This is a genomic window from Streptomyces griseochromogenes (genome assembly GCF_001542625.1).
In the GTDB taxonomy this organism is placed as follows: Bacteria; Actinomycetota; Actinomycetes; order Streptomycetales; family Streptomycetaceae; genus Streptomyces; species Streptomyces griseochromogenes.
Window position 1 is genome coordinate 5,535,797 of record NZ_CP016279.1, and the last position, 21,326, is coordinate 5,557,122.

The 21,326-nt window shown below is 67.6% G+C and carries 22 protein-coding genes and 4 pseudogenes; 14 read left to right on the top strand and 12 right to left on the bottom strand.

What is annotated here, in order from left to right:
• Entirely contained in the window at positions 1 to 942 is a 942-nt protein-coding gene (locus AVL59_RS23575) for an AraC family transcriptional regulator (protein WP_067307763.1), read from the bottom strand.
• Positions 943 to 1,052: 110 nt separating this feature from the next.
• Between AVL59_RS23575 and AVL59_RS23580 the strand changes: the two genes are divergently transcribed.
• The 3 genes and pseudogenes from AVL59_RS23580 to AVL59_RS23585 all read left to right on the top strand — a co-directional run bounded on the left by AVL59_RS23580 (position 1,053) and on the right by AVL59_RS23585 (position 2,485).
• Positions 1,053 to 1,898: an NmrA family NAD(P)-binding protein gene (locus AVL59_RS23580; RefSeq protein ID WP_067317665.1), complete on the top strand. Its 846-nt coding sequence runs from the start codon at positions 1,053 to 1,055 to the stop codon at positions 1,896 to 1,898.
• A gap of 49 nt (positions 1,899 to 1,947) precedes the next feature.
• Positions 1,948 to 2,058: pseudogene (locus AVL59_RS54780) on the top strand (DNA-3-methyladenine glycosylase I); the annotation flags it as partial.
• 4 nt (positions 2,059 to 2,062) lie between these two features.
• The gene (locus AVL59_RS23585; RefSeq protein ID WP_067307770.1) at positions 2,063 to 2,485 is read left to right on the top strand and encodes a VOC family protein; all 423 of its coding nucleotides are present in this window, start codon (positions 2,063 to 2,065) and stop codon (positions 2,483 to 2,485) included.
• A 119-nt stretch (positions 2,486 to 2,604) separates the two neighbouring features.
• On the opposite strand, the gene AVL59_RS23590 is transcribed toward AVL59_RS23585, so the two are convergent.
• A complete protein-coding gene (locus tag AVL59_RS23590; protein ID WP_067307773.1) occupies positions 2,605 to 3,549 on the bottom strand; it encodes a LysR family transcriptional regulator in 945 nt (314 codons plus the stop codon).
• Between the two features lie 71 nt (positions 3,550 to 3,620).
• On the opposite strand from AVL59_RS23590, the gene AVL59_RS23595 reads away from it, so the two are divergent.
• On the top strand, positions 3,621 to 4,355 hold the full coding sequence (locus AVL59_RS23595; protein ID WP_208870434.1) for an SDR family oxidoreductase: 735 nt from the start codon (positions 3,621 to 3,623) through the stop codon (positions 4,353 to 4,355).
• Between the two features lie 188 nt (positions 4,356 to 4,543).
• Here AVL59_RS23595 and AVL59_RS50775 read toward each other — a convergent pair whose 3' ends face one another.
• From AVL59_RS50775 to AVL59_RS50780, 3 genes are all read right to left on the bottom strand, one after another.
• A complete protein-coding gene (locus tag AVL59_RS50775; RefSeq protein ID WP_237281638.1) occupies positions 4,544 to 4,681 on the bottom strand; it encodes a hypothetical protein in 138 nt (45 codons plus the stop codon).
• Positions 4,682 to 4,762: 81 nt separating this feature from the next.
• On the bottom strand, positions 4,763 to 5,098 hold the full coding sequence (locus AVL59_RS23600; RefSeq protein WP_067307775.1) for a hypothetical protein: 336 nt from the start codon (positions 5,096 to 5,098) through the stop codon (positions 4,763 to 4,765).
• Positions 5,099 to 5,418: 320 nt separating this feature from the next.
• Positions 5,419 to 6,236, bottom strand: a protein-coding gene (locus AVL59_RS50780; protein ID WP_099053115.1) for an IS5 family transposase whose coding sequence is annotated in 2 segments (ribosomal slippage) — positions 5,419 to 5,894 and positions 5,894 to 6,236 — 819 coding nt in all. Because the reading frame shifts where the segments join, the coding sequence is not laid out codon by codon here.
• A 398-nt stretch (positions 6,237 to 6,634) separates the two neighbouring features.
• Between AVL59_RS50780 and AVL59_RS23610 the strand changes: the two genes are divergently transcribed.
• Entirely contained in the window at positions 6,635 to 7,168 is a 534-nt protein-coding gene (locus tag AVL59_RS23610) for a hypothetical protein (RefSeq protein WP_067307781.1), read from the top strand.
• A gap of 596 nt (positions 7,169 to 7,764) precedes the next feature.
• Here the strand turns inward: AVL59_RS23610 and AVL59_RS23615 are convergent.
• Complete coding sequence (locus AVL59_RS23615) at positions 7,765 to 8,007, bottom strand: hypothetical protein (protein WP_079146925.1); 243 nt, start codon at positions 8,005 to 8,007, stop codon at positions 7,765 to 7,767.
• A 122-nt stretch (positions 8,008 to 8,129) separates the two neighbouring features.
• Between AVL59_RS23615 and AVL59_RS23620 the strand changes: the two are divergent.
• Positions 8,130 to 8,300 (top strand): annotated as a pseudogene (locus tag AVL59_RS23620) (ATP-binding protein); the annotation flags it as partial.
• A gap of 105 nt (positions 8,301 to 8,405) precedes the next feature.
• Here the strand turns inward: AVL59_RS23620 and AVL59_RS23625 are convergent.
• The 3 genes and pseudogenes from AVL59_RS23625 to AVL59_RS23640 all read right to left on the bottom strand — a co-directional run bounded on the left by AVL59_RS23625 (position 8,406) and on the right by AVL59_RS23640 (position 11,228).
• Positions 8,406 to 8,951, bottom strand: a complete 546-nt coding sequence (locus AVL59_RS23625) for a GNAT family N-acetyltransferase (protein WP_067307789.1) — start codon at positions 8,949 to 8,951, stop codon at positions 8,406 to 8,408.
• Positions 8,952 to 9,412: 461 nt separating this feature from the next.
• Positions 9,413 to 10,232: pseudogene (locus AVL59_RS49065) on the bottom strand (IS5 family transposase).
• A gap of 234 nt (positions 10,233 to 10,466) precedes the next feature.
• The gene (locus AVL59_RS23640; protein WP_067307797.1) at positions 10,467 to 11,228 is read right to left on the bottom strand and encodes an IclR family transcriptional regulator; all 762 of its coding nucleotides are present in this window, start codon (positions 11,226 to 11,228) and stop codon (positions 10,467 to 10,469) included.
• Between the two features lie 194 nt (positions 11,229 to 11,422).
• On the opposite strand from AVL59_RS23640, the gene AVL59_RS23645 reads away from it, so the two are divergent.
• Entirely contained in the window at positions 11,423 to 12,823 is a 1,401-nt protein-coding gene (locus AVL59_RS23645; RefSeq protein WP_067307800.1) for an MFS transporter, read from the top strand.
• A 6-nt stretch (positions 12,824 to 12,829) separates the two neighbouring features.
• Here the strand turns inward: AVL59_RS23645 and AVL59_RS23650 are convergent, their stop codons facing one another.
• Positions 12,830 to 13,522, bottom strand: coding sequence for a GntR family transcriptional regulator (locus tag AVL59_RS23650; RefSeq protein ID WP_079146926.1), 693 nt, complete (start codon positions 13,520 to 13,522; stop codon positions 12,830 to 12,832).
• A gap of 123 nt (positions 13,523 to 13,645) precedes the next feature.
• Between AVL59_RS23650 and AVL59_RS54785 the strand changes: the two genes are divergently transcribed.
• The 6 genes from AVL59_RS54785 to AVL59_RS23675 all read left to right on the top strand — a co-directional run bounded on the left by AVL59_RS54785 (position 13,646) and on the right by AVL59_RS23675 (position 18,567).
• Positions 13,646 to 14,569 (top strand): MmgE/PrpD family protein, encoded by a 924-nt coding sequence (locus tag AVL59_RS54785; protein ID WP_237281639.1) that lies wholly within the window; start codon positions 13,646 to 13,648, stop codon positions 14,567 to 14,569.
• Positions 14,548 to 15,090 (top strand): hypothetical protein, encoded by a 543-nt coding sequence (locus AVL59_RS54790; protein WP_237281640.1) that lies wholly within the window; start codon positions 14,548 to 14,550, stop codon positions 15,088 to 15,090. The genes AVL59_RS54785 and AVL59_RS54790 overlap by 22 nt, the downstream gene beginning before the upstream one ends.
• A 26-nt stretch (positions 15,091 to 15,116) precedes the next feature.
• Positions 15,117 to 16,013 carry an isocitrate lyase/PEP mutase family protein gene (locus tag AVL59_RS23660; protein WP_067307806.1) on the top strand — a complete coding sequence of 299 codons (897 nt, stop codon included), beginning with the start codon at positions 15,117 to 15,119 and terminating at the stop codon, positions 16,011 to 16,013.
• Positions 16,013 to 17,266 (top strand): 3-isopropylmalate dehydratase large subunit, encoded by a 1,254-nt coding sequence (locus AVL59_RS23665; protein ID WP_067307809.1) that lies wholly within the window; start codon positions 16,013 to 16,015, stop codon positions 17,264 to 17,266. Before AVL59_RS23660 ends, AVL59_RS23665 begins: the two co-directional genes overlap by 1 nt.
• Entirely contained in the window at positions 17,266 to 17,787 is a 522-nt protein-coding gene (locus AVL59_RS23670; protein WP_067307812.1) for a LeuD/DmdB family oxidoreductase small subunit, read from the top strand. The genes AVL59_RS23665 and AVL59_RS23670 overlap by 1 nt, the downstream gene beginning before the upstream one ends.
• Before the next feature lie 84 nt (positions 17,788 to 17,871).
• Positions 17,872 to 18,567 (top strand): MBL fold metallo-hydrolase, encoded by a 696-nt coding sequence (locus AVL59_RS23675; RefSeq protein ID WP_067307815.1) that lies wholly within the window; start codon positions 17,872 to 17,874, stop codon positions 18,565 to 18,567.
• Positions 18,568 to 18,637: 70 nt separating this feature from the next.
• Here AVL59_RS23675 and AVL59_RS23680 read toward each other — a convergent pair.
• Positions 18,638 to 19,686 (bottom strand): annotated as a pseudogene (locus tag AVL59_RS23680) (DNA polymerase III subunit alpha); the annotation flags it as partial.
• Between AVL59_RS23680 and AVL59_RS54795 the strand changes: the two are divergent.
• The gene (locus AVL59_RS54795) at positions 19,624 to 20,526 is read left to right on the top strand and encodes a 3'-5' exonuclease family protein (protein ID WP_237281973.1); all 903 of its coding nucleotides are present in this window, start codon (positions 19,624 to 19,626) and stop codon (positions 20,524 to 20,526) included. The pseudogene AVL59_RS23680 and the gene AVL59_RS54795 overlap by 63 nt on opposite strands.
• Here AVL59_RS54795 and AVL59_RS52445 read toward each other — a convergent pair.
• A complete protein-coding gene (locus AVL59_RS52445; RefSeq protein WP_159400033.1) occupies positions 20,523 to 21,119 on the bottom strand; it encodes a hypothetical protein in 597 nt (198 codons plus the stop codon). The two genes, AVL59_RS54795 and AVL59_RS52445, sit on opposite strands and share 4 nt — an antisense overlap.
• Positions 21,120 to 21,326: the final 207 nt, after the last annotated feature.

Below are 21,326 nucleotides of genomic sequence, written 5' to 3' on the forward strand. Positions count from 1 at the left end.
TCACGGTCCAGGGTGGGTATTGGTGAGCAGTCGAGTTGCTGCGGTCGCTCGCTCCCTCTGCCGCCAGGTTCCGGGTGGCTCTCCGTGGTGGCGGCGGAAGGCGGCGGCGAAGGCGAAGGGTGAGCCGTAGCCAGCGGCGTCGGCGATCTGAGGCAGGGTGAGTTCGTCGGCGCGCAGGTGGTCGCGGGCGACGGTCATGCGCCATTCGGTCAGGTACTGCATGGGGGCCCGACCGAGTGCCTCCCGGAACACCCGCGCGAAGGCGGCCCGGGACAGGCCGCTGATCGCGGCGAGTTCGGGGACCGTCCATGGGTGGGCCGCATTCTCGTGCATGGCCCGCAGCGCGGCGGCAAGGCGAGGGTCCGCGGCCGCCCGGTACCAGCTGGGTGCGGTCGCACTGCGGCGGAAGTCGCAGCGGATGGCCAGGACGAGAAGCAGGTCCAGGAGGCGATCCAGGACGATCTGCTGGGCGAGTTCGCTTCGGACCAGTTCTCGGGAGAGCAAAGTGATCACGTCCCGCAGGGGATCGTCGTCGGCCGCCGAGAGGGTCAGGACCTGGGGCAGTGCGTCAAGGAGTCCGCTGCCGACCTCTCCGGAGAACTGGTAGGCGCCGCACAGGAACACCGTGGCCTGCGGGTGGTCCTCGGGGCTCGTCCGGGCGTGGCGGGCCCGGAACTCCTCGGGCTCCAGGCATGCGGCACCCGGCTCATGCCCGATGTAGTGGTGCGGCCCGCCGCGCACCAGCGTGACGCTTCCCGGTATGAGCTCCACGGAGCTGCCGGGGGTGTCCAGCCAGAGGTAGCCGCGGCCACGGACGACGGTGTGAACGGACAGCTGTGTCGACCCGCCGAGATGCAGTCCCCACGGTGGTTCGGCGACTGTCCGTGCGAACACCGCGCCGGTGGCGCGCGCCCGCACCAGGTGGTCAGACAGTAGGTCCATGCGATCAGCTTGACCAGTACGAGCATCATGGTCAAGCCGTGAGAGCATCACGTAAAGAACTGAGCGACATACGCATGGAATGTCTCGCTCTGGACTTCTACCGTGGAGTCATGAACGACAACACATCCCCCGCCGCACTCATCCTGGGCGGCACCGGGCGCACCGGTTCACTGCTGGCCGACACGCTCGCCGGGCGAGGAATCACCCCGCGTACCGCGGCGCGCAGCGGAGCGGACGTCCGATTCGACTGGGACGACCCGGCCACCCACTCCGGCGCCCTGGCCGGCGTCGACCGCCTCTACTTGGTGGCACCCACTCTGCGCCTGAGCTACGCCGCCCAGGTCGCAGCCTTCCTGGACCTCGCCGAGGCGGCCGGTGTGCGCCACGTCACCTACCTGAGTGTCTACAACGCCGACCAGGCGCCGGCGGGCGTTGACATCGCGGCGGTCGAGGCCGATCTGGCCTCCCGGCCCGGCATCACCCACGCGGTGCTGCGCTCCGCGTGGGTGATGCAGAACTTCGCCGACGACCACCTCCCGGTCATCGACGGAGTGCTGACGGCGCCGAGCGCCGGTGGCAGGGAGGCCTTCGTCGACGCGGCCGACATCGCGGCGGTCGCGGCCGAGACGCTGCTGGCCCCCGAGGCCCATACGGGTGTCACCTATGCACTCACCGGCCCGCAGGCCCTCACGTTCCGCGAGGTCACAGACACCATCGCCGCCGTAAGTGGCCGCCCCGTCTCCTACCACGACATCGACCAGGAGGCGTGGATCACCGACCTCCTCACCGCGGGGATCCCCGCCGACTTCGCGGTGATGATGCGCTGGCTCACCGGCGCCGTCATCGACGGCAACGGAGCCACGCCCTCCGGCGACATCGAGAAGGTCACCGGTCGGCCGTCCACCGCCTTCGGCGAGTTCGCCAGGCGCAACGCACACATCTGGGCCGCCTCGTGACCTGCTCGGTGACGCCTGACCCCGGCGGAGCCCGGCGCCGCCCTGGGCGCTGTCGCCTGACGACTACGTGGTCTAGCACGGCCAGCAGTGGGGCCGCCCGGTCCACGGTGACGACGCCCTGTGCGAACGCCTGAGTATCGAACAGCATCGAAAGGGACTCTGCAATGATCGACCATGTCTACATCACGGTGAGTGACCTCGGCCGCGCGAGCGCCTTCTACCTCGCGGCGCTCAAGCCGCTCGGGTGGAGAGAGATCGGCTTCTACGAATCGGACACCCCGGGCGTCCCCAACCTCTTCGGTCTCTGCGATCGGGTCTACGGATCGGGGGAAGCCATCGGCGCCAGTATCTGGCTGCGTGAGCGGCAGCCCGGCGAGACCGGCCTCTACCTCGGCTTGGCCGCAGACAGCCTGGACGAAGTAGACGCAACCCACTTCGCCGCCTTGGCCGCCGGCGGCCAGGATGACGGCGGAGCCGGTCCGCGTCCGCACTTCGGCCCCGGCTACTACGCCGCGAACGTTATCGACCTCGACGGCAACCGACTCGAGATCGTCAACAAGGCCGTGAACCCTAAGCGCCCTGGCTGAGATACACACATCACCTAGGTGACGGGTGGGGGCTGGCCATTCTTCGCGCCGGTTGCTGTCTGGTATCGGGGCGAGGAAAGAAGCGCGTGGTCGGCGCGACCAGGGGTTGAGTACTCCGGTCAGGCCAGTGCGGTCATGTGGTCAGGGTGGTGGGTGGCGACGTCGTGGGCGGCTTGGACGAAGGTGGCGACGGCTGCGGATCGCGAGGTCTCCGGCCAGGCGACCATGACCGCGCTGGGGCTGAGGCCGGTGACCGGCCGGTATGCGATGTCCGGGCGCTGGTGCCGCTCGGTGGTGGAGCGTGACAGGAACGCCACCGCCTGCCCCAGCGCGACCACCTCCAGGAGTTGCTCGACGCTGGCCACGAGCGGCCCCTCAGGAGTGTCAGCCGGCGCCAAGCCTGTGTGGCCATCGCCTGCTTCTGCGCCGTCGTATCCGGTGTAGTAGGCGGTGGTGGAGGGGGCGGCCCCCTTCCAGCGCGGGATCGGTTCGCCCTTGAGGTCGGTCAGCCGCAGTCGCCGGCGTCCGGCCAGGCGGTGCGCGGCGGGGAGGACGGCCAGTCGCGGCTCGACCACGAGTGTCTGGGAATCCAGCCCTTGACCGTCGAACGGGCTGCGCAGCAGCGCTACGTCGGCACGGCCGTCCCGCAGCATGGCGATCGGCTCTCCGCTGCCGCCGACGACGACTTCAGGCGGCGGCAGATGCGAACCCGTTCCCCGGTAGGCGGCGAGGATCTCCCGCAGCAGCCCGGCATCGCCTCCCGGTTTGACCGCCACGACGAGCTGGGGTGTCGGCTGACCGGCCCGGCGTGCTCGCCGGGCCGCCGCGTGCACCGCGTCGACCGCGATCCGGGCCTGGTCGAGCAGCACCTGACCGGCGGTGGTCAGCGTCACCTGCCGGGTGGTGCGCTCCAGCAGGCGTACCCCGAGCCGGGACTCCATCTGAGCGATCGCCTTCGACAGCGGAGGCTGCGCCATCCCCAGGCGTTGCGCGGCCCGGCTGAAGTTCAGTTCCTCGGCGACCGCGATGAAGTACCTCAGCTCCCGCACCTCTAGCTCACTCATATCTGTGGACTATAGATCCAGAGTCTTCTGGTCTTTCCCTGCTGCCCGTGGGTGAGGGGAGGCTGGGTGCCATGACGACTTCGCAGAAGACTGCTTTGATCACCGGCGCGAACAAGGGCATCGGCAAGGAAACGGCGCGCAGGCTCGCAGCCCTCGGCATCACCGTGCTGATCGGCGCCCGCAACGCCGAGCGTGGCGAGGCGGCGGCCGAGGAGCTTCGCGCGGGCGGCGCCGACGTACGGTTCGTTCCGCTGGACGTCACCGACGAGACCTCGGTCCAGGCCGCCGCCAAGCACATCGACGCCACGTTCGGCCGCCTCGACATCCTCGTCAACAACGCCGCGATCGCCGCCGGACCGCAAAAGCCGAGTGAAACCCCAGCCGCTACCGTCCGGCAGGTCTACGAGACCAACGTGTTCGGATTCATCGCGGTGACCCACGCCATGCTCCCCCTGCTACGCCGCTCCGCCGCCGCACGCATCGTCAACATGTCCAGCGAACTCGGCTCCCTCACCCACCTGGCCGACCCGGGCAGCCCGTGGTCCGCCTACTCCTCGATTCTCCTCCCTTACTGCACCTCGAAGAGCGCGCTGAACGCGATCACCGTGCTCTACGCCAATGAACTGCGCGCCGAAGGGATCCTGGTCAACGCGGTGAGTCCCGGCTACTGCGCGACCGACCTCAACCGCCACACCGGGATACGCACGGCGGAGGAGGGCGCGGCCGTGGCGGTTGACCTGGCGACGGCGGGCGAGGACGGCCCGACGGGCGCCTTTTTGGCCGAGGACGGGCCGATTCCCTGGTGAGACCATGCCGCGCCGTCTCCGCCCGAAGCCTGCCGGGGGTGTCTTCAACCCCCACCGTGACGATCACTGGCCTCTTGCGCGGCGCCCATCCCCACGGGCCTTACTGGTAGTTGGTGGGCGCACAGGCCAAGACGGGCACGAGGTGATCACTCATCTCGCGGAGTCAGCATCAAGGGCTGGGTCGCGGGTCAGCCGGTGGTTTCCATCGCGGTTGTGTGCTCGTCGTGTTCACGCAGCATGCGCATGACGGTGGCGGGTGAGGGGTGCTGGCCTTTCTTCGTGCCGGTGGTGATGACGAGGCGTTTGGTGATGTCGCGCAGGCTCATCTCCGGCGACTCGATCGTGCCGCAGCCGAGGTCCTCCTTCAGGGGCGAACCTAAAGGAGGACCCTCGACGTGAACCCGTGATTACCGGTCGAGAGCCGGCCATCCGCCCCCGCCCGCGATCTTTCGCTCGGAGCAGACGATCTGATTGCCGTCGCCGTTGGTGGCTATGCACGAGTCGCCTTTGAGGAACCAGTAGTAGCCCGACTCGTTGGAGAACGCGATGCTGTCCAGGTCTCGCGCGAACCGCGTGCCCGCCAGGGCCGGCCATGCGCCGCTGGCGGTGATGTCGATTTCGTCGACCAGCAACTTGTCACCAGCCATGTTGGTCTTCAGACACTTGTTGCCCTTGAAGATCCAATAGCCGTTGCCGACACACAGGATGGTGTCGATGTCATGCGTGAAGTCTTGTGTTGTCACGCCTCCCCCTTTCTCATGCCGGTCGAGCTCTGGCGACCGGCCAGACAAGCTTTCACCGGGTGACCGAACCAGCGTAGAAGTCAGCTAAGAGGAGCACAGCACCGCAATCTAGCCATGATCGGGAGCAGCTGCGCATTCAAGACATTACGTGGCTCACTTGAGCTGTACAGGCAGGATTCCTCGTTTGGCGGGAGGAGTCGTTTCGCTTCGATCGGGGCCGGAGAAGAGCACCGTGATCGCCGAGCGAGAGGTTCTCAAACACCTAGTCAGAGTCGTTCCTGGAGAACCAGCCTCGTATACGGGAATTTTTAGACCGTGCCCTATGTGGCGAGGCGGACGTATCGCTTGTAGCAGCAGAGTGCGGCTGCGAGACCCAGAAAGCCCAGGTAGTTGCGGGGATTTCGTTCGCAGCGGGGGCTGATTCGGCGATAGCCGGACAGCCACGACATAGTGCGCTCGATCACCCAACGGTGACGCCCCAGACGCTCGCTGGATTCGATGCCCTTGCGGGCGATGCGCACGCCGATGCGCTTGCCCCGGACCCATTTACGCAGGTCGGGCTGGTCATAGGCTTTGTCGGCGTGGAGCTTTCGGGGCTTGTAGCGTCGGCCCCGATCGGGGTCGTGTCTCGATTGGAGCCCGGCGATCATGGGCTTGAGCCCCTGGCTGTCGTGGGTGTTGCCACTTGAGATACCGACCAGGAGAGGCAGTCCCGACCGGTCGGACAGGACATGCATCCTGGAACCGGGCTTACCCCGGTCCACGGGGCTCGGACCTGCGAGTTCGCCCCCCTTTTCGCCCTCACATGGGCGGTATCGAGGACCACGCGGGAGAGATCGAGCAGGTCCTTGGCCGCGAGTTTGTCGAGCACGGCCTGGTGCAGCCGGCCCCACACCCCAGCACGGGACCAGATCAGGAACCGGCGATGGGCAGTCGACTTCGAGACGCCGAAGCACGGCGGCAACGCTCGCCAGGCACACCCGCTGACCAGCACATAGACGACGGCCGCGAACAGCGTCTCATCAGGCGTGTCTTGAGTCCCGCCGCCCTGAGGCCGCACCTTCGACGGCGGAATCAGCGGCTTCGCGATCTCCCACAACCCGTCCGGAACAATCCAACTCCATGTACCCCGCCCCATGACGAGACCAACGACGCCTCACCACATAGGACACGGTGTAAACCGGGTTGTTCTGGTGCAGCAGAACAAACGGCGGGCGCCCCGTGCAGCGGCGGCCACCGCGAGCCGAGCGCTCGGTAGTACCAGGTGAACCGGGTTGTTCTGGTTCTCCAGAACAACCCGGCCAGCATCTTGGCCTGCCGCGGCCCGTCGAGCCGGACCTCGCGCCCGGTGATCCGCGCGGGTAACGGCCCCAGCACGCCGAACCTCATGTTGACCCCGGCACTTCACGATCAGCACCGGCTCCCCCCGGCTGACCTCGCACTAGGACGAATCTAGGACGACCGAAGGACCCGTGTCCGTAGCGTCACCGTGCGGTATCCAGCCGTTCCCGCGCAACGAAAGGAAACGGGGATTAGATGACGAATAAGTTCATGTCGAAGAGATGGGCGTTGACCGCAGCGAAGGCAACGGCGGTCGCCATGGCCCTGGGGGCGACGGTCGGTGCGACCGGGGCCGCGGCTGCCGACGCAGCGAGCGTCAGCAGCGTGACGCCGACTCACTCCGTGGCTGCTCCTGCGGGTTCGGTGCTGGTCAAGGAGGTCAAGACGGCGCAGGGTACGGTCGACATCTACCGGGACTCCGCTGCGGGGGTCCGGCCCTTCTCCGCGTCCGGCTGCGCGGGTGGCAGCTTCGAGGTCTGCATCAATATCAACGGTAGCGGGAGGTTCGTCTACTACATCGAGAATTCGACGCACTTCCCCAGCGCCGGCACGGTGAACATGGAGATCAACGGCCCCTCGGGTGTGATCGCTCAGACGGGTAACTTCTACGAGAGCGGCGGCTGGTACAGCGTTGTCTGGAACTTCGACTACAACGTGACGCCCGGGTACTACTGCGCCACGTCCTTCACCTACACCTCCCGCCAGGGCGCCTGTGAGACCGTAAGCTGACGCCTCGGCACTTCGGCGACGGGCAGCCGTGCTCTCCGGCGGCTGCCCTCTCCAGGGCGGGGGCTATGCGGGCTCGAGCTCGTGGAGTCGACACGGTTTTTCCCGCCTCCTGAGCTATGCGGCGGCCTCGTGTCCGCCCCGCTGACACGAGAGCGGCACACGGCCGTACAGCGGCTCCACCGGGTCGCCCAGCGGGACCACCCGTGCCCCTCGGACAGCTCCTGGAGAAGGAGCGGCCAGGCTGGATCATCGACGTTGAGCAGCTCATCGACCTCGCGCATCCCCGCATCGTCGCACCAGCACTGAAGACGCAGTCCGTCGGGGCGCCTTCACGAGTGGGCACATCCCGTGCGAGGGTGTCCTCGCCGCTCAGCGTCCCGGCTCCCGCCCGATGCCACGAAGGGCCACACTGTCCCAGAAGGTCAGAGAGCGTGGGCGCTCCACAGAAGTTGGACCAGAACCGGTTCTCGTGAACAAAGCCAATGGCGACGAACCGCCACCCTGCGCCGTACCCCTCCGCTGACGTTACTGTCAGCTACTGCCGTCAAACGGCACGAGGCCCGCCCGAGAAGTTCGGGAGGGCCTCGTTGTATTGGTTACGAGATCTCCGCCAGCCATTCCCAGTCGCCGGGCCGGGAACGCAGCCGCCTGAAACCCTCTTCGAGGCAGTCACTGAGGCTGGAAGATTCAGCGCGAATGAATCCCTGCTCGCCCAGTCCTGGACCCGACATCACCAAAATCCAGGGCTCACCACCTTCCACCATCCTCTCGTCGTCCACCTTGAGGATCACAGTGACGCCTGAGCGGCCCAGTCTCTCCATGAGCTGCTCAATATTCATCCCTTGTACTCCCATCAATAGCCCCTCAAGGCTGCCGAGATGTCGCTGACGTCGTGCAGCTGACCTTTGCCAACCCTGTCGATGACGCTTCGAAGGTCGGCAGAAGTTGGGCCACTCGTGACGCCGTTTCGACGTCCTTCGGCGGCTGGACCAAGGGGTTCATTGACCCTCGGCTCTGCGCGGCCATCGTCGACCGGCTCACGTTCAACGGAACCATCATCGAGACCGGCACCGACTCCTACCACCTGGCCAGCACCCGAGCCCGTGCCGAAGAACCCGCCAAGGTCAGCTGATAGAGGCGCTCACCCGACAGCCCGCCGGCCCTCACGGGCGGCGGGCTGTCCCGCACCACCTCTCGCTCAATCCCACCAAAGACGTGCCACGGGCTGGAGCCGGCCTTACAAGGACACGGGCTCCGCATCCGTTGCCAGGCGGGCGTGGAGTTCCACGTCGAAGCGGACACCGTCGTATTCGAGCTTCTGTCGTTGCTGTCCCTCCACCGCGAAGCCGGCAGCGCGAGCCACTCCGCATGAGGCGGGATTGTTCACCCGGTGCCCGAGCTCCAGCCGGAAGAGTTCGGCGTCGTTGAAGGCCCAGCGGGCCACAGCACGGCAGGAACGGGAAGCTATGCCCCGGCCACGGGCAGCTGCCGTCGTCCAGTAGGACACCCATCCAGTGGCATGACGCCGATCCACTGGGCCAACACACACCTGGCCGAGAACGAGGCCACCGCCGTCGACGACGGCGAAGGAGTAAGAAGAGTCCGCAGCCCACTGGTCACCATGAGCCGTTATCCACCGCTCGGCAGCCGGGACAGAATCAACCGGCTCGATGGACTGGCCACGCATGAACGGATCCGCGAACGCGGTCATCACCGCCTGGGCGTCCTCGGCCTTCCATCTCCGCAGCACCAGGCCAGAGGGGGTATCTACACGATCGCGCACGACGCGAGTCTTCCTCAGCAGGCATCGCCTGTCACGTCGGTTTCCCCAGTAGCCGCGACAGCCCCGCCGGGGAGCTGTGCTCTTGTCAGGGACGTGAACCAGCTTCCAGCGCCGTTACAGTAGTGCCGTCATTTCTCATCGAACATCCAGGCGAGGAAAGATCATCAACCGCCTCCCAACCTCGTCCACATCTGCTGTTTCCAAAGATGCACGAAGCCATGTACGCGCACGCGCGGTGTCGGCGGGCGAGCCCGACAGATCTTGGAAAACTGTGAGTGAGGTCCGGCCCAGGGAGCAGATGCGCAACCCCGGCATGCTCCAGTACGGACGCTCTCGTTTCTGACCGAGGCGGCCCGCGCTTTCGACTTGCCGGCAGAGCGGGAAGCCACCGAACAGGCCGTGGGCGCGCCGTTCACCACCATGGAGCGCATCGCCCAGCTGCACCTCTTCGCTAAGAGGTCCTAACAAAGGCGGCGGACGTGTCGGTAGGTGATGAGACACGTAGCGAGCCCGAGGAAGGCTTCATGGATGTCGTCCCGTCGCTCCCACCGGATGCGCAGGCGGCGGAAGCCGTGCAGCCAGGCGATCGTCCGTTCGACGACGTATCGGAAGATGCCCAGGCCGGAGCCGTGTGGCTCGCCTCGCCTCGCGATCACGGGACGGATGCCGCGCTGCCACAGCAGGCGCCGGTACTTGTCGTGGTCGTAACCGCGGTCGGCGAGAAGTGCGTCGGGCCGGTGCCGGGGCCGGCCGACAACCCCGGCGACAGGGGGGGGACCTTGTCGAGCAGGGGCAGGAGTTGAGTGACGTCGTTGCGGTTGCCGCCGGTCAGCGACACCGCGAGCGGGATGCCCTGGGCGTCGGTGACGACGTGGTGCTTGCTGCCCGGCCGTGCGCGATCGACCGGGCTGGGACCGCTTTTGGGCCCCTGCGGGCCGCCCGCACATGGGAGGAGTCGATCACCGCCCGGGACCAGTCCAGCTTCTTCGCCGACCGCAGCTTCTTTAACAGCAGTACATGCAACTGGTCCCACATCCCGGCCTCGTTCCACGCGGCCAGCCGCCGCCAGCAGGTCATGCCCGAACCGAAGCCCAGCTCCTGGGGCAGGTACTCCCACTGGATGCCGGTATGCAGCACGAACAGGATTCCGCACAACGCCTGCCGGTCCGGCACCCTCGGCCGTCCCTCGACCAGCTTCGGCCCCGGCTTGGGCAGCAACGGCTCGATCAGGGCCCACAGTTCATCCGACACGATCCACGGCCGCGACTGACGTTTCCCCACGACCAGACCAACGAGCGGGCAGGCCAAAAGTCACATGATCAACCACTTCTGTTAGGACCTCTAAGACCGTCCTACGTGGTGCAGGCTCGTTGAGTCGGTCATGGGGCGGGGTACGTGGAGTTGGATTGTTTCAGACGGGCTGTGCCGACGCAGCCGCGACCCAATGGGATTCCCTGAGCCGTACTCATGAGCTCCGTCCACCAACTCTTCATCGCGCAGCGACAAGCTCCTTGGCTACGTCCTGTCCGCAGGCGGGAGAGGAGCGAACAGTTCGGCCACTCGGCTGCAGTGCTCGGTCAGTACGCTGGCGAACTCCCTGGCCTTCTCCGCCGTCCAGCGTGCAGAGGGTCCGGAGACGGCGATGGATGCCGCCGGCCGGCCAGATGCGGTGAGCACCGGCGCGGCGACGCCTGTCAGCCCCGGGTGATTGGCGCCCTCGGACAGGGCGAACCCCTGGTCGCGTACGGCGCTCAGCGCCTGGACCACCTGTGACGTGTCCAGGTCGCTGTCGACCCGCTTGAGGACCGCGGCAACCTCGCGGACGGGGAGATGGGCCAGGATTGCCTGCCCGCTGCATCCGCGGTGGAGTGGAGTCGCGGAGCCGAGGCGGGCTGCCCGGCGCAGTTCATGGGCGCTGTCGACTCCGAGCACCAAGATGGCCTCGTCCCCGGCCCGCAAGTGCAGCGTCGCCGTCTCCTCGGAAAGCCCGGCGAGGGCCTGCAGAACGGGGCGGGCATCGACGAACACGTCGGCCCGGGGCATGATTTGGGCGGCGAGGGCCATCGACTGTGTGCCGATGCGATATCCGCCGGAATCCGCCCGTGTCAGGTATGACTCCTCCTGCAGCACGCGCAGCAGTCGGTAGGCCGTCGGTTTGCTGAGCCCCACGGTCTCCGCCAGTTCCTGCAAGCCGACAGGTTCCCGTGACGCGGCGACGGCCTCAAGCAGCCGCAGAGCCCGCCGCGCGGTGTTACCGCCCTGGGTCTGATCCGCCACGATCTCTCCTGTCTCAACATTTACACCATTGGGATCATTATCTGAAACCTAATGCCTCCTGTGTGCCGACTGCAAGGCGTTGCTCGCCGACTCAGGGCGGTCGCGCCTCACCCCTTGACGAGGGTGTACGCCCCTGTCACTCTCGGCCTCCCAATGTGAAACCCAGGTTACAAATAATGAAACCGGACGGGACAATGGCAGACATTCGCGGCGCTTCGCCGTCCGTGGGCAACATCTCCGACACACGCCAGCTGCAGTCTCTCGTCGCGGCCCGCCTCGACGGTCTCCCTCTGACCCGCTGGCACCGAAGGGTGCTTGCTGTCGTCGGTCTCGGCTCCTTCTTCAACTTCTTCGAGGTGGCCCTCAGCAGCCTGCTCATTCCCCTGCTGCCGGTGGACTGGGCCGCCACCACGACGGGCAAGTCCCTGCTCATCAGCGCGACGTTCGCCGGTGAGCTTCTCGGCGCGGTTGCCCTGTCAGGGCTCGCCGACCGCATTGGGCGGCGGCGGATGTTCCAGATCAACCTCGTCGCCTACGCCGCGCTGTCCGTCGCGGCCGCGTGCGCTCAGGGCCCGACCCATCTGATCGTGCTGCGGTTCCTGCTCGGTATCGGACTCGGTGCTGAGCTTGCCCTGGTCGACACGTATCTCACCGAGCTCATGCCCGCAGCCCGCCGCGGCAGGATGCTGGCCACCGCCTATGGCCTCGGCATGCTGGCCGTGCCCGCGGCCGGAGTGCTCGCAGCCAGGCTCCCTCACACCATGCTCGGCGCCTCCAGCTGGCGCTGGCTCATGACCCTGGCGGGCGCAGGTGCTCTCGTGGTCTACCTGCTGCGCCGCAACCTTCCCGAATCGCCCCGATGGCTGGCCACCCACAAACCCCAGCAGGCACTCGCCGCGATGGACCGCATCGAGGAGACAGCCGGCCTGCCGGTGACCGGCACCTTCACCGCCGCTCCCGCACTGGGACTCGGCCGTGAGGAAGCCTGCGAACGGAGCGGCCGTCCCAAGCTCTGGAGCCCTGTCCTGCGGCGCCGCACGTTGCTGGTGTGCCTGATGGAGACCCTGGGGCCCGTCGGGTTCTACGGCTTCGCCTCGATCGCCCCCCTCGTACTCCTGCACAAGGGATTCACCGTCGTCGACTCGCTGACGTACTCGGCCATGACGGCGATCGGCTATCCGCTCGGGTGCTATGTGCTGATGCACCTGGCCGAACGGATCCAGCGCAGAACCCTGGTGATCGTCTCGTCCCTGCTGGTGGCCGTCGCCGGCACGATCTTCGGTATAGGAACTTCCGTCTGGGTGATCGTCCCGGCCGGGCTGCTGACCACACTGATGAGTGTTATCAACGCCACCGTCTCGCGCACCTACGGCGCCGAACTCTTCCCCACCGAGGTCCGCAACACCGCACTCGGCCGGACCTACTCGCTCTCCCGCCTGGTGGCGGCCATCCTGCCCTTCTGCACCTTGCCCGTCCTCGACACGCTCGGCGCAGGCCCCGTCTACCTCAGCTGCGCCTGCATCATCGCACTGATGGCCCTCGCGGTCGCCATGCTCGGCCCCCGAACCAACGCGGTCGCCCTCGAGGGCATCTAGACAGGGCTACACCGGTGCCGCGTCGACCACCAGCAGACGGTGGAAGTCCGCCCGGCCGCCGGTGCGGTGCTCGGCAAGCAGGCGCAGGGCAAGAGGGAAGTCGCCCTGTTCGAAGGCGGCGACGATCCCCTCGTGCTCGCCGAGGATCGCCTCCGCCCGGACGGCGTCCCCTGCCGCGGCTGCCCGCCGGTAGGCCAGCGCCCGGTGCGGCTCCAGGGCCTCCCACAGCTGCCGTATGAAGCGCAGCATCCATTCGTTGTCGCAGCGGTCGAGCAGCGCGAAGTGGAAAATCCGGTTGGCGGAAATCGTGCCCGGCACATCGACTCCGGCGACGGCGGCTCGCTGGGCCTCAAGGGCGGTGCGCATCGCGGCGATGTCCTCGGGCCGCATGCGGGCCGCGGCGTTCGCCTCGGCCTCGCCCTCCAGGAGTTCCCTGATCCGGAAGATGCCGTCCACGCTCTGTGGGCTCAACTCGGTGACGGTGTAGCCGCGTTGCGGGACGTAGGTGACGATCCCCTCCCCGGCCAGCGTCTTGAGGGCCTCGCGGACCGGAATGACGCTCAGCCCCAGTTCCTCGGCGGCAGCGCTCTGGCGGATCGGGGCGCCGGGGGGCAGGTCACCGCGGACGATCGCGTCGCGGAGTTCCGCCAGGGCCACAGCCTCGGCGGTACGGGGAAGAGAGGTTCGCTTCAGTGCCACCCGCCCATGCTACCCACCGACCCGCTGAAACTAGATGTTATAAATTGTAATGCGGGATGGTCGCGGGAGACCGGACCACTCCTTCCGCCCGAGCCGAGTCCCACGACATTGGAGGTGAGCGCGGTGTCCACACCGACGCCGACGACCGCCCGACAGCCCACCGACCCTGAGGGCCCCACGGGGCAGCTGGCCACCTGGCTGACCACCACCTCGCTGGAACAGATCCCTGCCAGCGTGCGGGAGCGGGCCGCACACCTGGTGCTCGACGGCCTGGCCTGCGCACTGATCGGCGCCCAGCTGCCCTGGTCGCGCACCGCCGTAGAAGCGGTCCTGAACCTGGAGGGCTCCGGCAACGTCCCGGTGATCGGCTGGGGGCGCACCACCAGCGGCCCGGCAGCCGCCGTGCTGAACGGCACGTTCATCCAGGGCTTCGAGCTCGACGACTACTACCCGGCCGCGCCGTTGCACAGCACTTCCCTGGTCCTGCCGGCACTGTTGTCCACTGCATCGCAGCTGCCGTCGGTCACGGGCGCGGAGTTCCTGAGGGCGTCGATCCTGGGTTTCGAGACGGGCACCCGGGTGGGCCTGGCCCTGCACGGATCGCAAATGCTCTCCCGTGGCTGGCATTCGGGTTCGGTCTTCGGCACGCATGCGGCCGCCGCCGCATCCGGCGTCCTGCGCGGCCTGGATGCCGCCGCGTTCGAGGACGCGCTCGGCCTGGCCGCCACACAGTCCGCGGGCCTGATGGCCGCGCAGTACGAGGCCATGTCCAAGCGGATGCACCACGGTCTGGCCTCCCGCAACGGCTTCTACGCCGCCGGGCTCGCCCAGGCCGGCTACACCGGCATCAAGAGGGTCTTCGAGCGCCCCTACGGCGGCTTCCTGTCCACCTTCGGTGAAGGCCACGACCCCGACGCCACCCAGATCACCAAGGGCCTGGGCCAGGTATGGAACACCGAGCAGATCACGGTGAAGATCCACGCGGCCATGGGCTGCTCCATCCCGCCATCGACGCGGCCATCGCGATGGCCGACGGCCGCACGCTGAGCGCCGACGACATCGACTCAATCCTCATCGAGGTCCCTGACGCGATCTACCACCACGGGTGGTGGACCCCCGAGCGCCCCCTGACCACCATCGGCGCCCAGATGAACATCGCTTACGCCGCTGCCGTGGCCCTCTTGGACTGCCACGTGCGGCCGGAGCAGTTCACGCCCGCCCGGATCGACGCCGAAGACGTCTGGCAGCTGATCGGCCGCACCGAGGTCAAGCAGGTCGACGAGCCGCAGGACCCCGCCTGGACCCAGCGCGGTTACAACACCCGCCTCACGATCACGCTGCGCGGGGGCGAGGTCCTCACCCAGGCCCTCAACCAGCCCCACGGCGGTCCGGACGACCCGCTCACCAACACGGAAATCCGTGAGAAGCACCGGGCGCTGACTACCACAGTCATCGATGCCGACCGGGCCGCAGAGATCGAACGCATCGTCCTGGACCTCGAAGAACAGCCCGATCTCGACCGTCTGGTGGAACTGCTGGCCGCACCCGCCCGCAGCGTCCTCGACTGATCCGCCACGAACCGCGAGGAATCCCCATGTCACCGTCTCAACAAGCACGTCCCGCCACCGCGGGCGGCCGGCTGCGCGCGCTGCTCGCCCAGGACAGCCTGATCACCGCCCCGGGCGTGTTCGACGGCCTCTCCGCCCACCTCGTGGCGCGCACCGGTTTCAGCGCCGCCTATCTGAGCGGCGCGGGCGTGTCCGTCGCCGGGTTCGGCCTGCCCGACATCGGGCTGCTCACCCAGAGCGAGATGACCGAGCGGGCCCGCATCGTGGTCACCGCACTCGGCGGCATCCCGCTCATCGCCGATGCCGACACCGGCTACGGCGCACCGATGAACGTGGCGCGCACCGTGCGCGAGTACGAGAAGGCCGGAGTCGCCGCCCTCCACCTGGAGGACCAGGCATTTCCCAAGAAGTGCGGCCACCTGCCCGACAAAGAGCTCGTCACCCCCGAGGAGTTCACCGCCAAGCTGGACGCCGCTCTCCAGGCACGCACCGATGACGACCTGGTGATTATCGCGCGGACCGACGCCCGCGGACCGCTGGGCATCGACGAGGCGATCGACCGCGCCGGCCGCTACGCAGCCGCAGGCGCCGACGTCCTCTTCGTCGAAGCCCCGCAGAACATCCGGGAAATCGAGAAGATCGCCGCCGAGGTCGACGCCCCGCTACTGATCAACATGGTGCAGGGCGGCCTCACCCCTGACACCGCGCCCGACCGGCTCGCCGAGCTCGGCTACCGCATCGCTATCCACCCCGGCGCTCTGCTCGCCCCCTACGTCCTGCACGGGCTGGAGGCCCTGGGCCGCCTCGGCGGCACCATGCCCCAGGCCATGCCCGGCCCGCAGGGTCTGTTCGAGCTCGTCGGGCTGCGCGAGTGGTCCGCAATAGGCGAGCGCTACCACGACAACGCGAAGGACAGTGCCTGATGGGCATGACGATGATGGAGAAGATCCTCGCCCGCAAAGCGGGCGTGGAGAAGGTCAGCGCCGGTGACACGGTGGTCTGCGACGTCGACATGACCGTCATGATCGACCTGCAGTTCGCCACCAGCTGGGTCCAGCCCCTGAAGATCAACGACCCGGACAAGGTCGCGGTGATCATGGACCATGCCGTGCCCGCCCCCAACGTTCACGACGCGATCGGCGGCACCCACGCCCGCGCGTTCGCCCGCGACTTCCACATCGAGAAGTTCTACGACGTCGGTCGGCACGGCATCTGCCACCAGGTCATCGCCGAGAACGGCCTTGCCCGCCCCGGCGAGATCCTCGCCTGCACCGACTCCCACACCTGCGCAGGCGGCGCTTACAACACAGCAGCCCGCGGCCTGGGGCCGGCGGAGGTGTACTCGATCCTGTGCACCGGCAAGACCTGGTTCCAGGCCGCGCCCACCATCCGCTACGAGTTCACCGGCACCAAGCCGGACGCTGTCTCGGGCAAGGACATCTTCCTGTACATCGGCGGCACCTACGGCGACGCCACCAACCACAACCTCGAATACGGCGGACCCGGCCTCGCCTCCATCCCCATGAACGACCGGCGCACCATCGCCACCCAGGGCGCCGAGATCTCCGCAGACTTCTCCACCTTCCCCATCGACGACCTCGCCCGCGACTTCCTCGCCGCCCACGGAGCCGCCCCCGACTCCTACACAGCAGCCGATCCGGACCCGGACGCCACCTACGCCGCCGTACGCACCGTCGACCTCTCGTCACTGGAGCCCTACGTCGCCCGCCCCGGCACCGTCAGCCACAACTCGCTGCCGATATCAGCGATCGAGAAGCGTCCGGTCAACCAGTGCTTCATCGGATCCTGCGCCAACGGACAACTCGAAGACCTCAAGATCGCCGCAGACATCGTGCGTGGCCGCAAAGTCGCGCCGGGAGTACGACTGCTGATCACCCCGGCCTCTCAGGAGGTATATAAGGACGCCATGCGCGCCGGCTACCTCCAGGACCTCGCCGACGCCGGCGCCGTGGTCACCAACTCCACCTGCGGCGCCTGCTTCGGCTACCACATGGGACTCCTCGCCCCCGGCGAGGTCTGCCTGACCTCCTCCACCCGCAACTTCACCGGCCGCATGGGCAGCCCCGACGCCGAGATCTACATGGCCTCACCCGCCACCGTCGCCGCCTCCGCCCTCGCCGGCCACGTCACCGACCCGCGAGGAGAACTCAGCTGATGGACACCCTCATCACCGGACACGTCTGGGTCGTCGGCGACTCCGTCACCACCGACGCCATGTACCCCGCCTTCGCCATGAAACTGCCCGTACCCGAAGCCGCCCGCCACATCTTCTACGAGCTGCGCCCCGGCTGGACCGACCAGGTCCAGGCAGGCGACATCGTGGTGGCGGGCCGCAACTTCGGCCTCGGCTCATCGCGCCCCGTCGCCGCGCTGTTTCTCGAACTGGGTATCGCCGCACTGATCGCGGAGGAGTTCAACTCCCTCTTCCTGCGCAACTGCATCAACCACGGCCTGCCCGCACTCACCGTCCCCGGCGCCACCAAGGCATTCACCGACGGCGACACCGCACGCCTCGACTTCGCCGAAGGCTGGGCCGAGAACACCAGGTCCGGAACCCGCCTGGACGGAGGCGCACTGCCGCCCCTGGTCCTCGACATCCTGGCCAACGGCGGCATCCTGCCCAAACTCGCCCGCGAAGGCTACGTACCCGCCCCGGCGGCCGCACGCGGCCACTGAGCTGGTGTCGGGGCGGTGTCGGCGCCGCTCCAACACCGTTCCCTCCCCGTCAGGGACTGCACACTCCACGATCAAGGAACTCTCATGCACAGCCAGCTCTCCCCCGGCGTCACCCAGATCGCCACCAGCAAGCGTGACAACGCCTTTCTCATCGACGGCGACGACGGTCTCACCCTCATCGACGTCGGCTGGTCTAAAGCCCCCGAAGCACTCCTCGACACGATCGCCGCCCTGGGCCGCAAGCCCTCCGACATCCGCCGCGTCATCCTCACCCACGCCCACCCCGACCACGTACAGGGTGCCGCCGAACTCCGCCGCCACACCGGCGCACACATCCTCATCCACGACGCTGACCGCGCCTGGCTGGAAGCCGGACGCGTCCCAGCCGAGGGACGCTCCGGCACCATCGGCCGCCTCATCGACCACCTGCCCAAACTCCACTGGACCCCCACCACCGCAGACGGCACCGTCTCCGACGGAGAAGTAGTGGAAGGCAGCGACGGACTGCGCGTCATCCACACCCCCGGCCACTCGCCCGGCCACATCGTGCTGCTGCACGAACCGAGCAAGACCATCCTCATGGGAGACGCAGCCTTCAACCGCGGCAAACTCGCCATCGGCCCCGCCGCACTCGCCGCCGACCCCGACCTCAGGCCCGGCAGCCTTGCCCGCATCCCCCAGAACCTCAACGCAGTCGGCTTTGCCCACGGCGCCCCACTAACGGGCAGTGGGGCGCACTCCTTCCAGGAGTTCCTGCAGCAATTCCGCTCGGAATCCTGAGCCCGGACACCCAGACGGCGGCCGCTCTACAAGCCGACCCCACTTTCAACACGCAGAAGTTGACAGGGAAGCGCAGGGCGTGGCGGGCGCGGTAGGTCTCCGGCATGCCGGTGAGGGCGACGCGTTCGTTGCCGAACCGGTCGATGATGCGGTCGTAGACCTCGAGTCGGCGGCGGACTCCCCGTCGATGTCGATGTCCGGCAGGCTCGCGCGGCGCACCGAGAGGAACCGTTCGAAGAGCAGGTTGTAGTCCAGCGGGTTGGCGGTGGCGATGCCGAGCGTGTGGTTGACCATGCTGCCGGCGCCGGAGCCGCGGGCGGCGACCCTGATCCCGAGCTCGCGGCCGTCGGCGACGACTTGAGCGACAGTGAGGAAGTACGTGTCGTACTTGAGCGTGCGAATGCAGTCGAGCTCTTCTTCGAGGCGTTGGCGGGCGCGGGGGGCGCGGTCGAGGCCGCGGCGGATGAGGCCGGCTTCGGTGCGCTCGCACAGCAGGCCGGCGGCGTGTTCGAGGCCTCCGGGGGCACCGACGACGGCGGGTTCGGGGAAGTGGGGGCGGCCCAGGCCGAGATCCTCGACGGGGTCGACGGTGCAGGCGTCGGCCGTGGCGGTGGTGTCGGCCAGCAGACGGGCTGCGCGGTCGTCGCCGTGGCCGGCGGCCTCGGCGGTCCGGCGGGCGGTCTCGCCCATGGCGGCCGGGGGCTTCAGCCAGCGCTCGCCGGAGTCGAGGCGGCGGCGGTCGATGGGGCGCAGCAGGCGGGCGGCGTCCAGGACGTCGGCGAGGCGGTGCTGGTCGACGTCGGCGTAGCGGACGGCGTTGATCAGTACGGCCGGGATGCCTAGCCGGTCGGCGAGGGTGAGGGTGCGGGCGGCCAGGCGCAGTGAGCCGGGGCCGGTGCCGGCGTGGCCGAGCCAGCAGGTTTCCAGGCGCAGCCGGATGCCGGGCAGCTGCCGCCAGGGGGCGAGGAGGTGTTCGCCAAGGCCGCTGCGGCCGGCGGCCAGGGCGCGGATGGGCTCGGCGGCGGGGCCGAGTAGCACGGTCAGCCCCTCCCCCGCGTGCTGGTGCAGGTCGTCCCAGGTCACAAGGGGCGGGCCGTCTCTAAGGTTGCCGAGGAGCAGGGCGTCACGCCGGGCCGGTTCGGGCGGTGGGCGCTTGAGGACGTCGAGCGGCTCGCCGGCAACGAGGACCTGAGGGCGGACGTGCTGGCCGCACGGATGCTGGGGCCGGAGCTGGCGGCGCAGCACCTGGAGATCCGGCGCCGGGACCTGGACTACTGCATCGAGACCGGATGGCTCGCGCCCGTCAGCCACGTGCAGCGCACGGTGTGGTCAGGCGACCGCGGTCACCGGAAGGTGGTCGAGGTGCCGATGTACCGGGTCGGGGACCTGGACGCACTCAAGGACATCCCCGGCGTGGACTGGGAAGCGGTACAGGCGACCAAGCCCGGCCGGCCGTCCCCGCTGCGGGCCTTCGCCCAGCTGGCGCCGAAGCGGGCCGCCATCGTCCGCGCCTTCGTCGACGAACTGCGCGAGAGGTTCGGCCTGCCGGTCTGGACGCGCTTCGCCAACCTCGACAACCTCTGGCTGATCGACTGGGAGCCGGCCCTGGACGGCACCCCGTCGCAGGACGACGTCGCCGCGCTGCTCGCCGGCAACCCGGCCGCGTCCCGCTTCGCCGACGGCATCCAGCTGCTCAGCGCGCAGGGCGAGGCCATCCACTGGGCGCGGCGGATGCTGCAGCCCGGTGTGGCCTGCGTGCTGGACACCGAGACACATGCCCTGTGGGGGCGGGTGATGGAGGTCGCGGTGGTGGACGCCGCTTCTGGCGAAGTCCTGCTGGAGACGCTGGTCAATCCGCAGACTCCGGTGACCGAGGGCGCCTTCGGAAACCGACGGGTTCGTGCATTCCCGCAGGGAATCGGCGGTGAACCTGAGGGTCTCAGGCACTCACGAGCCTAAAGGCTGCTGCCATTGCGAATCACCGACTCAGAAATCCCCTTAATTTTCGCGTGAGCTCGCTGCTCGGCGATGAATGAGAGAACCATTGCGATGGACCCTATGAGAATTGAGGCCGAAGTACCCACTATACAGAATATTCCATTCGTCAGGCCAAGGCGTTCGCTTGACGTTGTCGCCACGGACTGAATCAGCGCAACGGTCACGCTCCCTACATAGATGACGCCTATCATGACCCGGATGCAAACATTTGCCATCGCTCCGTGACGGTGGCGGGCGATTTCAGATTCCCAGTGCGTCACGGGGTACCCCATCTTTCTAGCTACCTCTCGCTCCAATACTGCCTGGTAGCCGCCCAGTGACAGCGCCTCTGTGTTTAGGAAGAGCAGGTAGACAACGAGGAATGAGAGGGCGAAAGGTAGGCCTATAAGTAGGTATAGCTTCCCTGAATTAATGGCGACTGACACGCCAAATGAAATGAGTACCACCGAGCTGGCGAGTATCTTTTCACCCAACAGGAGATAGGCGGCGAGTCGCTCGGAAACGGCCCTACATTCTCCCAACAGACCCGCAATGATTTGTTCTTCTTGTGTCACGGCACTGTCCTAGTACGAGGATCATGAAGAGGGTGGCCTACGCCCCCGAGGCTGCGGGGCTTACCGGCAAGGATGGCCCCAAGCGTTTGATGGTTACAGAAGAAGAGGGGGCGCATCGGAAGCACGCCGTAGCGCAAATCCATAGGCGTCATGTTGCAATGCGGGGCCATGATGACTGTGCGTGATAGCGGGGCTAGAGATACTTAA